Source organism: Pedobacter psychrodurus, assembly GCF_032678585.1.
Classification (GTDB): domain Bacteria; phylum Bacteroidota; class Bacteroidia; order Sphingobacteriales; family Sphingobacteriaceae; genus Pedobacter; species Pedobacter psychrodurus_A.
In genome coordinates this window covers 90,883-106,733 of sequence record NZ_JAVTSN010000002.1, presented here as the reverse complement: position 1 = coordinate 106,733, position 15,851 = coordinate 90,883, and the positions used below count along the sequence as shown (strand labels likewise).

Sequence of the window (15,851 nt, the reverse complement as noted above, 5' to 3'; positions counted from 1 at the left end):
GTTGTAAAAGGAAATGGCTTTTTTTTGTCCTGTTTTTTGGGGCATTTTTGCACACGTCAACAAGTTTAGCCCAGGTGAATATTGGTACGGTAGATCCGGGACCATTTACTCCCGGCAGTACCATTGCTGTGCCTTTTACAGTACCCACTACCTGTATATCACAAGGCAATCAATTCCAACTCTATCTTTCCGATCAAAACGGAAATTTCGGCACCGAAACACTTATAGGCAGTTATAACAGTTTTTATAGCACCTATGTTAATGGCATCATTCCTTCTGGCCTTGCCGCGGGCACAGGCTACAGGGTAAGGGTAAAATCTACCGATCCTGTATCGGTAAGCGCAGCCTCAACCGCCTTTACCGTTAAAGCCGGGGCGCCTGTTGAGGCTAAACTAACTTCGAACTATTTAAATGCCAATAACACTGAGACTTTTGGTACCTGTGTCAGCAAACCCGATAATTCTTTTTTCCTGAACAATGAGTCTACGGCAAATAGTACAGTAACCGCAGCCATCACAAACGAATTAAGTGGTGGAAGTGCAACGGTGATCAATTTCCCGACCCCGATACAACCATTTATCGCTCAACAGGCACATTACACGGTTTACACCAAAGCGGTAATGCCCGATGGTACCGTTGCAACCAAGGCTTATCTGATCGTCAATAATAAAACAATAACTGCTTTTGCCAATTCGGGTAATACAGTAGTTTGCTTACCGTTGGGTTTGCTCACATTTAATGTAGATGTATCTTCAACCTCAGGCATTCAAAACAATTTTCCAGGCGATATTTATACCGTCGTTTGGGGCGATCAAACCACATCCGTATATACCCTTTGCGAAATTGTTAATGATGGTGGCAAAGTAACACATCCTTATACAAGATCATCTTGTGGAAGTGTTTCAACATCAAGTGCGGGAACAATTTATAATGCTTTTGATGTATCTATCAATGTATCAAATACTTTTTGTGGCACAATAGGCACACCCGTATCTTCATCTGCTAAGGTAGTGGTAAAACCGATAAACGATTTTGCTTTTAATACACCAGGCTGTACCAATAGCGACATTACTTTTGTTAATACTTCTCTTTCGGGAGAAAACCCAAATACCAATACCCCGGGCTGTACGCCCAATATGGTCACGTATAACTGGTTTATTGATGGAGTACCAATTGCCGTAAATAAGCCGCGCTCTTATAACCTGGTGCATCAATTCCCTACCCATGGCTCACACATTATCCGGTTGGAATCAATTAGTTCTGGTACCTGTAATGCCGATCCGGTAGAGCATACCATCTGCATCCAGGATGCACCTAAGCCAGCATTTAGTCTGCCCTCGGCTACCATTTGCGCAGGAACAACATTACAAGCTACCGATCTTTCTGTTTTAGATAATACCTGCGAAGCTGCCAACAGCTATTTTTGGTCGGTTACTCCTGCAGTAGGTTTTACTGGTGGTACAAGCGCAACGAGCAAAACACCGGTATTCAATTTTACCAATCCAGGCACTTATACCATTATACTAAATATTACCACTCCATCCTGTGGGGTGATTGCCAGTCAGCCGCAAACTGTTGTGGTAAATGAAAGTCCAACAGCTACACTTTCGCCCGATATTACACTTTGTAATTTATCTACCTACGATTTTAACAATACCACAACAGGACCAACCAAAACGCTGATTACGGGCACCACTAAAGATTTAGCAGATACGTATACCTGGACTGTTACGCCATCTGGCGCTGGCACTTACAGCTTTACCGGGGGTACAACGGCCAATACCAAATTTCCATCTATCAAATTTGACAGTTATGATACTTATACCATTACGGTTACGCATAAAAACAATTGTGGTACAGCAAGCGATACCCAGAAACTAACCTTTAGTACGGCCCCGGTTGTGAATGCAGGAGGAGATCAAAGCATTTGTTTTAATGAGCCAAGTTTTATTTTAAGCGGTAATGTAACAGGTGCAATAACTACACAAAACTGGATTGGAGGACTAGGAACATTTACACCTAACCGAAATGTTTTAAATGCAACTTATACCCCCACTGCAGCCGAAAAAGCAGCAGGTACCGTTACCTTACAATTGAGGGTAACTACAGCCTTGGCCGCACCTTGCAACCAGATTGATGATGACATTATTTTAAAAATAAAACCCAACATCAGTTTAACAAGTGCGAACAATAAAATCATTTGCACGGATAACAGCGTAGCTTACATCCCGACTTCTGCGGTATCGGGGGTCAATTATACCTGGACAGCCACCGGAACAGCATCAGCTTCCGGTTATGCCACAAGTGGAACAGACAATATTAATGATATACTCACGAATACCAACCTCAATGCAGATGCGAGCGTTACGTATACTATAACGCCACATCTAGATGGTTGCGACGGAACGCCATTCTCCTTGCTCGTTACGGTTAAACCAAACCCGATTGTAACACCAATCGCAGCCAGTCTAAGCATTTGTAATGCCACTTCATCGGCCATTACCCTATCGACAAATCTGCCTGACATAAACTATACCTATACTAGTACGGCAACAGGGGCAATAACAGGCAATAGCAATAGAGCAGTAGCCTCAGCAGCCACATTGATTAACGATATTTTAAGCAATTCGGGTACAACATCGGGTACAGTAACCTATACCATTACGCCAATATCTACAAACGGCTGTCCAGGCTCGCCAGCTACCATCACCATAACAGTTTTACCAAGTGCAACACTGGCAAACGCAGGCCCGGATGAAGCCATCTGTAATGCGACTATTTACACCTTAAAAGGAAACACACCGGTGGTAGGCACGGGAAAGTGGGCTATCGTTGTTGCGCCTACAACTATAACGTTTGCAAATGATACACAGGGCAATACAGCAGTTTCTGGTTTGCAGGCAGGACATACTTATACTTTTAGATGGACAATAAGTGATGGTGGCTGCTCAACCTTTAGTGACGATGTACAGATCACGGTTAACCCACTCAGCGTAGGCGGAACAACCAATGGCGCCGTAAATGTTTGTGCTGGCATCAATGGCGGAAACATCAATTTAACCGGACAAGTTGGAAATGTGATCCGCTGGGAAAGATCTATCGATAACGGCATTACCTGGTCTACCATTACCTCAACTGCAAACCCTTATGTATTTGCTAACCTTAGCCTCACTACACAATATAGGGCGGTAGTACAAAGTGGTAGTTGTGCAGAAGCAACATCAACCGCTACCACCATTACGGTAAACCCGGGAACCGTTGCCGCAAATGCAGGTTCAGATCAAAATTTATGTAGTGGAAACGGCATTACCTTAAACGGAAATAAGCCTGCTCCGAATACCGGTTTGTGGACATTAGTCTCTGCGCAAACAGGTATCCTCATCACGGACCACACGTTATACAATACAACGGTAAGCGGCTTAGTTCCCGGGCAAACCTACACCTTCAGGTGGACTATTTCTGGTTTCAATGGCTGTCCTCCTTCTGTAGATGATGTAACTGTAATCTATTACCCACCCGTTACCAACAATATCAATCCTGTAATGGCAGCTACCTGTTCAGGACAAAGTATTACCATTATCGGTGATACCCCAACTGGAGGAACGGGTACATTTGCTTATCAATGGCAGAGCAGTGCAGATGGAAATACCTGGCTAAATATTCCAACCGCCACCAACAAGGATCTAACTTTGATGGTAAGCTTATCAACCTATTTTAGACGATTGGTGAATAGTACGATTTGTACGTCTATCAGTAATTCGATACAGGTTACTGTTTTACCGGCTTTAACCAATAATACGATATCTGCTGATCAAAATATCTGTATTGGTACAGCAGCAACAACTTTAACAGGCGCTCTGCCCAGTGGTGGTAGTGGTGTATATACTTATCAATGGCAATCAAGCTCAGATGGCACCACCTGGAGCGATGTATTGGGTGCAACAGGCGTAAGCTTTACACCACCGACCCCAACAGCTACCGTTTTTTACAGGCGTTCTGTAAGCAGTGGGGCTTGTAGCAATAATTTAAGTAATCAAGTTAAAATCACGGTTAATCCACATGCCAAAGCAGAAATCACCTATAATAACAATGTTGGCTGTGCACCTTTCGTTTTGGATGCGAACAACGTTGCCGCTACTTCATATCCAGACAGAAACAGTGTTTACACCTGGTTTGCCAATAATGTACAAATCGGAACCGGCCCAACATTCCCTGGTTACACGTTATTAAACGGGAACGAAACGGTATCGATAAAACTTGTTGTGACCAGTAGTTTGGGTTGTAATACCGATGAGAAAAGTATAAATTTTAGTACGTTGCCTGTAATTACACCATCTTTTACACAAAGCACAACAGCAGGTTGTGGCCCTGTTGATGTTACTTTTACCAACACCACCACGCCACTTTCGGGAGCCACCTACAAATGGAGTTTTGGCAATGGTGTAACGTCAAATTTAGCGCAACCGCCAGCAGTAACCTTCCAGGCCGATGCCTCAGGAAAAGATATCGTTTACGATATTACTTTAGAAACCACCGTGCCATGCGGCCCGCCGATTATAAAAACGGCTACTGTTATTGTGCATGCAAAACCTGTTTCTGTATTTTCTCCAGATAAAACTACGGGTTGTTCAGATCTGCTTGTCAACTTTAGCAATACCTCTCCTGAAAGTGCAGGTACCATTTACACCTATGATTTTGGCGATGGCGCTATGCCAGTTGATGTTCCGGATAGAAGAACAGTAAGCCATACCTTTAGTACACTTGTGGTTAAGAATTTTATCGTAACCATGACAGCTAAAAATGCTTGTGGAACAAGTTCATCAAGTCACACCATCGTGGTTTCACCAAATAACGTGATCGCAGAACTGGTGGTAAACGGGAATGAGAAAAAAGGCTGTGCACCTTTCAAAGTAAACTTTGTGAATAATTCGAGCGGAGCAAATAGATTTGTTTACACTTTTACCAATGAGGATACAGGTGAGATTTCAAGCGCATTTTCCAACACAACAGGCGTTTTTCCTTACACATTTACAAAACCAGGGAAATACACGATCAAATTGGATGCAGGAAATGATTGTTCGAAAAACTTCACGACTGAAACTGTAACGGTGCTTGCTCAACCCACAGCAAGTTTCAGCGCCGATAAAACATCTGGCTGTACCAATCTTATTGTTAAATTTAAAAATACGAGTGTTGGTGCGGTAGGCTATCTATGGGATTTTGGTGACGGCTCCCCAACCTCAAATGAGTTTGAGCCTCAACATACCTATACCGGATCAAACATAAATTATGCGGTTACTTTAAGCACTACCAATGCACAAACTTGCACCAATACCACCACAATAGCCGATTTTATCCATATTGTACCACCAATTGTGGCCAACTTCAGCGTTTCCCCAGGGAGCGAAACTTCTATTCCAAACTATAGCTTTGGCTTTAAAGATATCAGCACTGACGCGGTTAGCTGGGCCTGGACCTTCGGCGATGGATCGGTATCTACCTTACAAAACCCAAGCCATACCTATGCCAACGAGGGCGCTTATAATGTAACCCTTAACGTGCTCAACAAAGAAGGCTGTACTTCCAGCACCTTCCAATCCGTAAGAATCATTGGTGTACCAGGCCAGCTGAACATTCCGAATTCATTTATGCCCGCAAGTACGAAAAATGAGGTTAAGATTTTTAAAGCAAAAGGCCGTGGAATAAAAGAATGGCAGATGTCTGTTTTTAATAAATGGGGGCAGGTATTATGGGAAACAAGCAAACTAGATGATGGTGCACCTTTGGAGGGCTGGGATGGCACTTATAAAGGGCAAGAACAACCACAGGGCGTTTACTACTGGAAAGTAGATCTCAAATTCATTAATGGCAGCGATTGGAAAGGGATGACTTACGATTCATCTCCACCAAAAAAAACGGGCGTAATATATTTAATAAGATAATGAGGAGAAGGATTATATTATTTTTGTTTGCAATAATGCTACTGCCAACGATCTCGTTAGGACAGGATCATATTTATTCGCAGTTTTACAACGCCCCAATTTACTTAAATCCGGCGTTAACCGGCCAATTTGAGGGCGATATCAGGTTTAATGCACTTTACCGCAACCAATGGACTGGCTTGGCGAGTGATTACTCGTATATGACAGCCTCTGGCGACCTCAACCTACGGAGGTTAAACAGTGGCATTGGAATCATCTTTAACCGCAGCAGCGAGGGTACAGCCTATCTCGTTAAAAATAATATTGCGGTAAGTTATGCTTACATTATCGGTGGGGATGACTTTGCGTTATCATTTGGATTGCAGGGCGGCATTACCAATCAAAAGCTAAACTGGGATAAGTTGGTGTTTGGGGATCAGATTGATATCAATACAGGTTATATTCCAGGAAGTGTTTCAGGTGCCGAACGACCAAGCATTGATAGTCGATTTTATTTTGACGCTAACGCTGGCGCAAATCTGGTGGTAGGAAAATTTATGATGGGGCTTGCGGCACACCATCTTAACCGACCAGACGAATCGCTATCGGGCTTTCAGGCCAAATTACCCCTGCGTATTTCGGGGAATTTAAGTTATAAACTTACCCTCGTGCCAGATGAATATGATCGCGATGGAAATTACCTCATCCCTTCAATTGTAGCTTACAAACAAGGGAATGTAAAATCTTTAAGTGTAGGCATGCAATATAAATATGCGGGAATAAATGCAGGGATCTGGTACCGCAACGATGGCACTTCGAACGGAAGCGACGCCGTTGTTTTTTCTGTCATCTTTGATATTTTCAACAGGCGCACCAATGGCGAAAAATTCAGATTGGGCATCAGCCATGATGCTACAACCTCTAAAATTAACTACACCAATACCAGCGGAACATCCGAGATTGGTGTAGGTTACGAAAAATATTTTCCGAATAGTTCAAACGGCGGCAGGTCAAATGGCTTAAGATGTTATGATTTTTATTAATTTGCCTTTTATAATTTCAAGGCAATGGATGATTTCTTAGATAAAACGCATTTCATCACACAGAGTGAAATCAATAAATTTTTATTGGCTACGCTGCTTTGTGGCATAATCGGCGCTGAACGCGAATACAGAAGTAAATCTGCGGGCCTCAAAACCATGATGATGATTGGTTTAGGTGCTACCTTATTTACCATCCTATCGATCAAAATCGGACCAACCAGCCAGGATCGCATTGCCTCGAATATTGTTACCGGAATCGGTTTTTTAGGTGCAGGCGTAATTTTTAAAGAAGAAAACCGGGTGAAAGGTCTTACAACCGCCTGTATTATCTGGATTGTTGCGGCTATCGGGATGGCCGTAGGCTCCGGTTACTATGAACAAGCCGTAGGTGTTACCATTGTGGTTTTATTGGCCTTAATTATTTTCCCGTTTTTAGAAGAAATCGGTGATCGCCGTTTTACCAAAAGGATTTACCGCATTGTTAAAAGACAACATACACACGGTAATTTAGAAAGCTACGAAGAAGTTTTCCGCGAGAGTAAACTAAAACCACAACGCGGCAAACATCAATTGGTTGATAATATTATCACCGGAAACTGGGTAGCTACCGGAACGCCGCAGAACCATCAGAAATTTGTGGAGCGTATGCTTAAAGATGATGATATTATAGAGTTTGATTTTTAACAGCAACGAAAATTAATTTATCCAAAATCATAAAACAATCATAGCTTTGTGTAACTATATTCATAATGATCAAGGAACAGATTTCAGTTTTCGATATTTTTAAAATAGGCATCGGCCCATCCAGTTCACATACCTTAGGCCCTTGGCGCGCTGCCCAACAATTTACAGCTTCACTTGCTCAAAACAACTTGATTGATGATGTAGAAGGTATAAAAATATTGCTTTATGGATCACTGGCCAAAACAGGTAAAGGCCACGGAACGGATGTGGCGATCCTGCTTGGTTTAACAGGAGCAGACCCTGTAACTTTTGATGTAGATGCGGTTACTCCAACTTTCGAAAGCATCCAAAGCGATAAAAAACTAAATCTTGCCGGTCATTTGCTTATCGATTTCGATTACACTAACGACTTGCTTTTCCTATTTGCGGAGAGTTTACCCTTTCACCCGAACGCGGTTACCTTTCAGGCATTTTTAACAAATGGAAAAGCATTTTCTGAAACCTATTATTCTATAGGTGGTGGTTTTGTGGTAAAAGAAGGCGAAGACAATAGTAAAAAAGTTCAGGTAGACCTCCCCTTTCCAATAGAAAAAGCAAAAGAACTTTTACACTGGTGTTTATCAACCGGTTTAAAAGTGAGTGAAATCGTGATGGAAAACGAACTGGCCTGGCGTACCGAAGCAGAGACAAAAAAAGGCATATTACAACATTTTGCCGTAATGCGCGATTGTATTTACCGTGGCTGCCACACTACCGGTTTTTTGCCTGGCGGTTTGAATGTTGCAAGAAGAGCTTTTCCACTAAACAAACGGTTAATGGCTAAAAGCCAATATTCAAATTACGATACCTGGGTAGAAGCAATTAGAAAAGGTGGTAATGGCTTTAATTATACTTTAGACTGGGTAAGCTGTTTTGCTTTAGCCGTTAATGAAGAAAATGCCTCTTTTGGCCGGGTAGTAACTGCTCCTACCAATGGTGCCGCAGGGGTAATTCCGGCTGTACTACAATATTTTATCACCTTTTGCGATGGTTATTCTGAAGAAAAAATCATCCAGTTTATTGCCTGTGCTTCAGAAATAGGGAGTATTTTCAAAAAAGGGGCAACTATATCAGCCGCAATGGGTGGCTGTCAGGCCGAAATTGGCGTTTCCTCTGCCATGGCTGCTGCAGCGTTAACCGAATGTTTAGGTGGCTCACAAAGGCAGGTTTTAATGGCTGCAGAAATTGCCATGGAGCATCACCTGGGCTTAACCTGCGATCCGATCGGTGGCCTGGTACAAATCCCTTGTATTGAGCGAAATACTATGGGTGCAATCAAAGCTATTACTGCCAGTCAGTTGGCGCTACAAAGTAATCCTGATAAGGCAAAAGTGAGTTTAGATGCGGTGGTAAACACCATGTGGGAAACCGCCCTGGATATGAATGCCAAATACAAAGAAACGTCCGATGGCGGCTTAGCAACCAATATTCCGATCAGTTTGCCAGAATGTTAATTCAACTTTGTTGCAATAAAATGACTAATGTTATCGATTTATTACAAACTTTCTGAGCGCAAATCAGCAACAATTTCTACATTCGCTCAATTTTAAACATTATTCATAAAAAATGATCAACTACACAAAATTAAGTGTGATTGGTTTGGCTTTGTCGTTTTCTATATCGGCAACTTATGGTCAAGACAATCTTGTTAATTCTTTAAAAAACAACCAAAGCGAAAACAGTGCAGCCTCTTTCAAGTTCACTGAATTGATTAATCTTGCAAATACTCCGGTTCAAAACCAGGGTTCTTCTGGTACCTGCTGGAGTTATTCTACCAACTCATTCTTAGAATCAGAAATGATCAAAGCAGGTAAACAGCCTGTAACTTTATCCCAGCTTTTTTCTGCCCGCAATGCTTATGTAGAAAAAGGTAAAAATTATGTGCGTATGCATGGCGCTGTATCTTTAGGCGATGGTGGTGCTTTACATGATGTAATTAATATGTACAGAAAATACGGTGCAGTTCCGCAGGACGTGTACACGGGTTTAAACTACGGTACTAAAATAAATAAAACAGCAGAGCTTGGCGATATTGAAAAAGGCGTTTTAGAAGCGGTTGTAAAAAATTCGAACGGAGAGTTAACGCCAAACTGGTTAAAAGCTTATACAGGTGTAATTGATGCTTATTTAGGCGCTGTACCGGAAAATTTTACTTACAATGGCAAAAAATATACACCAAAAACTTTCGCACAGGAAGTTGTGGGTTTAAATGCAGATAACTATGTAGAACTCTCTTCATTTAACGACCACCCTTTCTACAGCAAATTTACTTTATTGGTACCCGATAACTGGTCGTTTGATCAGGTTTACAATGTAAAGGTAAACGAGTTAACCGATATTATAGACAATGCTTTAAAAGGTGGTTATACCGTTGCCTGGGCTACCGATGTAAGCGAGAAAAACTTCAGCTGGAAAAACGGTGTTGCTTTTGTACCACAAACACCTTTCTCAGACATGACGATGAAACAAAAAGCAGAGATGTTTAATGGTCCGCAGCCAGAAATGGAAATTACCCAGGAAAACCGCCAATTGGCTTTCGACAATTACCAAACCACTGATGACCATGGGATGCATATTGTTGGTTTAGCAAAAGATCAGAATGGCAAAGAATATTATATCGTAAAGAATTCTTGGGGAGCAAGCAATGATTATAAAGGCTATTTATATGTAACCAAAAACTACGTTAAGTATAAAACAACAGCTATTTTATTAAACAAAGCAGGTATCCCAACCGCAATTTCGAAAAAATTAGCTTTATAATTAAACATAAATCATTTAATGAGCCGCAGAAGAAATTTTGCGGCTTTTTTTGTTAACCACAGCGCTCAACGGGTTTTACACAGAGGAACACAAAGTAATGATAGTCGAAGATTAAATGGGAGCAAAATGAGTATAATCAGTGCCTTAAGAAAGGGCCCTTCGACTCCGCTCAGGGTGACTTCTATAATTAAACCAAAGTCCTATCTGTGTCCATCCTTTTTATCTGTGGTTAAAACAGATAAGTCTCTGTGATCTTCGTGTATTTTCTCTGTAGTTTCTGTGGTAAAAAAAGATAAACATTATACTAGCCCTGAATAATTCAGCACCAGCCACCATAAACCTGTGGTGATAAATGAAAGCAATATCCCGATCCCTACCACCAGATTTGAAAGCTTAGGGTTAAGGTTGTATTGATCGGCCACCACGCCAGCAGTTAACAACGTTGGCATCGCCATTTCGAAAATGGTTATTTTGGTAATCGTTCCGCTCATGCCCAAAACAAGTGCAATCAGCAGCACCACCAAAGGCGCTAGAATTAATTTATACAATAGCGCAAAGCTGATGTGTTTCAGTTCGCCAAACCAACCCCCAAATTTTAGCTGTAAGCCGATCGAAAACAAAGCTAATGGGCCAACTGTACCTGCCAGTTTATCAAACAATGGATCGAGCGCAGAAACATCAATAAAATGCGGAACACTTAATGCCAGAACGCAACCAATAAGTGGCGGGAAGGTCAATACTTTTTTAAGCACCAATTTCGGACTTAACTTTTGGTTTTGCGACGAACGGATGGCCACAATAATACCAATAGTAGATAAAAGCGTAAAGGTAACCTGATCGCAGATGATGGCAATAGCCAGTTCTTTTTCGCTAAAATAAGCTACAATTAAAGGAAAACCAACAAATGACGTGTTGCTTAATGAACTGGTTAACTTTAATCCGCCTGAAGTTGCCTTGCTAATATTGGTAATGCGACTGTAGATTGTAATAAATAACCAACCAAATATCCATATGCATACGGGTGCAAAGGCAGGGAACAACAGATCTTTAGTCCAGGCAATATGTGGCAGGTATTTAAAAGAAACTGCGGGTAATGCAATGTAGATGATCCAGGCATTGATGCCTTTGTGTGCATCTTTGGGTAGCGATTTACGTTTTCTGAAAAGAATCCCCGCTAAAATGCATAAACCGATAAGAATGAAATTTACCATGGAGTGGTGCAAAGATAATCTATAAAAGAAAAACGCCAATAAGATTTGTACTTATGGCGTTTCGAATCATTTAAGCGGAAGGTTTTGGTTTTTTCTTTTTGTGCCAAACCTTTTTCTTGCCGTTATGCTGAGGTCTTTTTTCTTCAACGTGGGTAATTTCCATTGCAGCTATACTTTCTGGTAAAGGCATGCGTGGAACTTCTTTTTCGATCAGTTTCTCGATGTTATCAAACTTCCGCTTATCTCTGCCATTCACCAAAGTAATAGCTGTTCCTTTTGTAGCGGCCCTTGCTGTACGGCCAATACGGTGTACATAATCGGCAGGATCGCCCGGAACATCGTAGTTAATCACCAAATCAATACCTTCAACATCAATCCCGCGGGATAGAACATCTGTTCCGATCAAAATCGGCAACCTGCGGTTTTTGAAAGCCAATAAAATATCTTCCCGTTCTTTCTGACCTAAATCAGAGTGAAAAGCTTCGGCTTTAATGCCCAAACCCTTAAATGTTTTGTATAAAGCTTTTACTTTTTCTTTAGTAGAAACAAAAATGATACTGCTTTTGTATTGTCCGCTTTTAAAAATATCGGTCAATAAAGCTTGTTTCTGTTGATCGTGGATATTGTAGGCTTGTTGATCAATTCCTTCGGCTGGTTTAGCTATCGAAATGGTAATCTGTTTTGGCTCATGCAAAATCTTGCCCGCCATTGTCCTTATTTTCGGCGCCATTGTGGCTGAAAATAAAAGCGTTTGTCTTTTTTTAGGCAAATAGCTAATGATACGGATAATATCGTCGTAGAAACCCATATCTAACATTCGATCCGCTTCATCTAATATTAAATGCTGCAAATGTTCCAGTTTTAACACACCAGATGATAAGTGCGCCATTAACCTGCCAGGTGTTGCAATAATAATATCTACCCCATCGCGCATCGAGCGTTTTTGTTGCTCGTAAGCAATACCATCTCCGCCACCGTAAACCGCCAAAGAACTGATATTGGTAAAATAAGCCAAGGCTTCTACCTGTAAATCAATCTGTTGAGCAAGCTCACGCGTTGGCGCTAAAATCAGGGTATTGTTATGTCTGTCAGCAGCTTTGCTAATTTTATCCATTACGGGCAAAAGATAGCTAGCCGTTTTTCCGGTTCCGGTTTGAGCACAGGCAATCAGATCGTGATTGTCTAAAATTACCGGAATAGCTTGTTCTTGTATTGGAGTAGCGCTTTTATACCCCATGGCCATTAAGCCTTCGTATAAATCGGGGTTAAAATTAAAGTCGTTAAAATTCAATCTATTGTGTTTATGTCTTTTAGCAAAAGTACCTTAAAATACGGCTAATAGCAAACTGCATTTTAATATAGGTTGTTAAATAACTGTAAGGTAAATTTCGGGGTCTTTATACATTAAAACAAAAAAGCCCCAACTGTTGTAAACAATTGGGGCCTGGAAATTATAATAGACGAAACTTAGTCTACCAGAATATCTTTTTCTGGTGTATTCGTTTCAGGGTTTTTAGGTAACGTAACCTTTAAAATTCCATCAGCATAGTGCGCTGAAATATCATCTGATAAAACCTTCCCGTTTAAACCGAAAGCTCTTTCGAAACTTCCGTTGCTGTATTCTCTGCGGCTGTATTTTTTTGCAGCATCCACTTCTTCTTTAGGCTGGTAAGTAATGCTTAACACATCATCTTTGGTAAGCACCTTTAAATGCTCCTTAATTAATGCGGGTGCAAAAAGTTCGATGATAAAACTGTTTTCTGTTTCTTCGATGTTAACGGGTACTTTTCTAAAGCCCTGGTTAAACATCCCAAATTTATGGTGACCAAAAGGCCCGCCAAAGTGCCTTCCAAATCTTCCCTCTCCTGAGCCAAAACGGCTATGCATCTTGCCAGAATGGCATCTATCTTTGTTGTACATTGTATTTGATTTTAATTATTATTATTTATTCATTGGCAAAAAGCCAATATTTTAATTGAAAACCGCCTGCTCGGTTTTTGGTATGCCCAACAGCTGGGTAATGATATTTTGATAGGGATATGAAGGTGAGAAAACGGCATAATCAAACTTCAAGCCTCTGATCTGAACCAAAATATCATCTATAAATTTCATAGGCTCAAGCAATGCGCTGATCAGTCCAGATTTGGGTTGCTGTTCATCACCCTCCTCTTTTTTCCCTTGAAAAATGTTCAGTTCCTGAGTATAGGCTTTAAAGTCAGCACCAATCTTCTCTATAGGTCCTTTAAACTCATTCGAGCTGAAAAAAGTCACCTTCTCTCCCTTGGTAATCAGCTCATTCGCCAATCCTAAAATCGGACGAACATCAGCTTGAGATGGATCGCTTAAAAAAAGTACCTGTGTCATGATCTTATCTAATTACTTTATTTACACTGTCAATTGGCTTAATTATAGTATCGTCAGCTTTTCTGTTGTGATGACTGAAACTATGGTTTCTATCATGCACTTGCTGACAATCGTCATGGTAATGCCTGTTTTTAAAATCCAACCGGTCGCGGTATCCATTCTGAACAGCCAATACATTTAAGCTGTAAAAAGTTCCTGCTGCTACAGCAAGGGCCAATAATATTCTAAAGGTTCTCATGGCGGTTAATAATTTACGTTGATGTTGTTCACTGTTCCATTGCCTTGCACGGTCGGCCTGTACCATTGGTTATCGATCGGTACAATTGGATTGTAATGATTTTCGAATTCATTAAAGCGATTGCGGAAACGGTAATGTCTTCTACCGATAAAAACCCTGAACATCAAGCCGATTAACATCACGGCGAATATAAATTTGAATACAAAGGGTATGAAGAAAGCGGCTGCACCAAGTACAATCCCGAATCCGATGGTTTTTAATATCTTTTTCATCTTCTCTATTTTTTTTATGGTAATCAATTCACTACTAATAAATTGACTTACACATCTGGTTATTTTTGTTATTTATACAGGAAGACGGAGCAGCTTTATTTTTACTTTAAATTATTTTGATTTTTTTATCTTTTAGAAATTTTTCCTCCAGGATGTTATCCTGAGCATATTCGAAGGATCTTTTAGGAGATGGTGTCGGTTGGTGAGCCACCAATGTCATTGAGCTAGTGGTTAAATTATGTTTACCTGTGACTAGGGCTTAACTTAATAGCATTGGGTGAGCCACCGACCCATGGAATGCGTTCAGAATGACAATAAAACAAAAAGCCCCGACATTTGTCGAGGCTCTTCATTATTCCTTATTTCGGTGGTGGCCCCATCCGCCACATCTCCGTTTATATTCTTCTTTAAATTTAATCCTTTCTTCTTCGTTCATCGTCTCCCATTTGGCACGCATACTCCTTGCCCTTTCACGGAAACCATTATGATTGCCATGGCCACCCTTATTAAAGTTTCCAAAAAGCAATCGGCACAGCACCAGTAAACCAAGCGCCTGCCAGTAATTTAGTTTGCCTGCATGTGCCACTTCAGGTAAAATCCAATTCCATAAAAACATAACCACATAACCCAATACCGCTGCTATAAGCACCGCTACGGGTAAAAAGAAAATAAATTTCTTGCGCCGATTAAAATTTCTATTCATCATGTCTGCAAATTTAATAGTTAATAAATTCCTGATATAAATTTTGTAAGCGGTTACGCAGGTGTTTTACCGCATAACCTTTTCTTGATATTAATGTTTTGATATTCTCTCCGCTTTCGTCGGCCAGTTCCTGAAAAGTACGTTCCTCAAGTTCGTTCTGAACAAAAACATAGCGTTGATTTTCTGGCAGTTCCTCAAGGGCCAGAAATAACTGATCCCAGAATAGTTTTTTTAAACTCTCTTCTTCTGGCGAGAAGGATTCGGCAAGTAAAATTTCCTTAAAATTGATTTCGCCATCCTCACCCTCAAAAGTAAAATCTTCTAACGATTCTTCTTTTTGTTTTCGGTATTTATCGGTAATCTTATTTCTGGCTACCCGATAAAGCCAACCGCTAATCTGTTCGATGGCACCGGCTTCGGGCTGGTTGCTCAACTGAAACCAAACATCCTGCAAAATATCTTCCGCATCCTCATCTGTATTCACCCGGCCACGGATGAAACTGAACAGGCGTTTACCATAATTGGCAACTGTAGAAATGATATTTTGAGGTTCGTTTGTTGGCACTAAATTTTGCTTAATAATCCTGTAAACGGATGAAACTCAATATTACTTTAA

13 protein-coding genes are annotated in these 15,851 nt (G+C 40.9%); 5 read left to right on the top strand and 8 right to left on the bottom strand.

What is annotated here, in order from left to right:
* Nucleotides 1–47 precede the first annotated feature (47 nt).
* The 5 genes from R2S57_RS01845 (at nt 48) to R2S57_RS01825 (ending at nt 10,447) form a co-directional block, all read left to right on the top strand.
* On the top strand, nt 48–5,942 hold the full coding sequence (locus tag R2S57_RS01845; RefSeq protein ID WP_316843414.1) for a PKD domain-containing protein: 5,895 nt from the start codon (nt 48–50) through the stop codon (nt 5,940–5,942).
* Nucleotides 5,942–6,964, top strand: coding sequence for a PorP/SprF family type IX secretion system membrane protein (locus R2S57_RS01840; RefSeq protein ID WP_316843413.1), 1,023 nt, complete (start codon nt 5,942–5,944; stop codon nt 6,962–6,964). The genes R2S57_RS01845 and R2S57_RS01840 overlap by 1 nt, the downstream gene beginning before the upstream one ends.
* 24 nt (nt 6,965–6,988) lie before the next feature.
* Nucleotides 6,989–7,648 carry an MgtC/SapB family protein gene (locus R2S57_RS01835; protein WP_316843412.1) on the top strand — a complete coding sequence of 220 codons (660 nt, stop codon included), beginning with the start codon at nt 6,989–6,991 and terminating at the stop codon, nt 7,646–7,648.
* Nucleotides 7,649–7,713: 65 nt separating this feature from the next.
* On the top strand, nt 7,714–9,141 hold the full coding sequence (locus R2S57_RS01830; protein WP_316843411.1) for an L-serine ammonia-lyase: 1,428 nt from the start codon (nt 7,714–7,716) through the stop codon (nt 9,139–9,141).
* Between the two features lie 112 nt (nt 9,142–9,253).
* A complete protein-coding gene (locus tag R2S57_RS01825) occupies nt 9,254–10,447 on the top strand; it encodes an aminopeptidase C (protein WP_316843410.1) in 1,194 nt (397 codons plus the stop codon).
* Between the two features lie 299 nt (nt 10,448–10,746).
* Here the strand turns inward: R2S57_RS01825 and R2S57_RS01820 are convergent, their stop codons facing one another.
* The 8 genes from R2S57_RS01820 to R2S57_RS01785 form a co-directional block, all read right to left on the bottom strand.
* Nucleotides 10,747–11,658: an AEC family transporter gene (locus tag R2S57_RS01820; protein WP_316843409.1), complete on the bottom strand. Its 912-nt coding sequence runs from the start codon at nt 11,656–11,658 to the stop codon at nt 10,747–10,749.
* 70 nt (nt 11,659–11,728) lie between these two features.
* Nucleotides 11,729–12,949, bottom strand: coding sequence for a DEAD/DEAH box helicase (locus tag R2S57_RS01815; RefSeq protein ID WP_316843408.1), 1,221 nt, complete (start codon nt 12,947–12,949; stop codon nt 11,729–11,731).
* A 176-nt stretch (nt 12,950–13,125) separates the two neighbouring features.
* Nucleotides 13,126–13,578 (bottom strand): Hsp20/alpha crystallin family protein, encoded by a 453-nt coding sequence (locus R2S57_RS01810; protein WP_316843407.1) that lies wholly within the window; start codon nt 13,576–13,578, stop codon nt 13,126–13,128.
* Between the two features lie 51 nt (nt 13,579–13,629).
* Nucleotides 13,630–14,022 (bottom strand): hypothetical protein, encoded by a 393-nt coding sequence (locus tag R2S57_RS01805; RefSeq protein ID WP_316843406.1) that lies wholly within the window; start codon nt 14,020–14,022, stop codon nt 13,630–13,632.
* 4 nt (nt 14,023–14,026) lie between these two features.
* Nucleotides 14,027–14,260 (bottom strand): hypothetical protein, encoded by a 234-nt coding sequence (locus R2S57_RS01800; RefSeq protein ID WP_316843405.1) that lies wholly within the window; start codon nt 14,258–14,260, stop codon nt 14,027–14,029.
* Between the two features lie 5 nt (nt 14,261–14,265).
* Nucleotides 14,266–14,532, bottom strand: a complete 267-nt coding sequence (locus tag R2S57_RS01795; protein ID WP_316843404.1) for a hypothetical protein — start codon at nt 14,530–14,532, stop codon at nt 14,266–14,268.
* A 352-nt stretch (nt 14,533–14,884) separates the two neighbouring features.
* A complete protein-coding gene (locus tag R2S57_RS01790) occupies nt 14,885–15,238 on the bottom strand; it encodes a hypothetical protein (protein ID WP_316843403.1) in 354 nt (117 codons plus the stop codon).
* A gap of 10 nt (nt 15,239–15,248) precedes the next feature.
* The gene (locus R2S57_RS01785) at nt 15,249–15,800 is read right to left on the bottom strand and encodes an RNA polymerase sigma factor (protein ID WP_307524385.1); all 552 of its coding nucleotides are present in this window, start codon (nt 15,798–15,800) and stop codon (nt 15,249–15,251) included.
* Nucleotides 15,801–15,851: the final 51 nt, after the last annotated feature.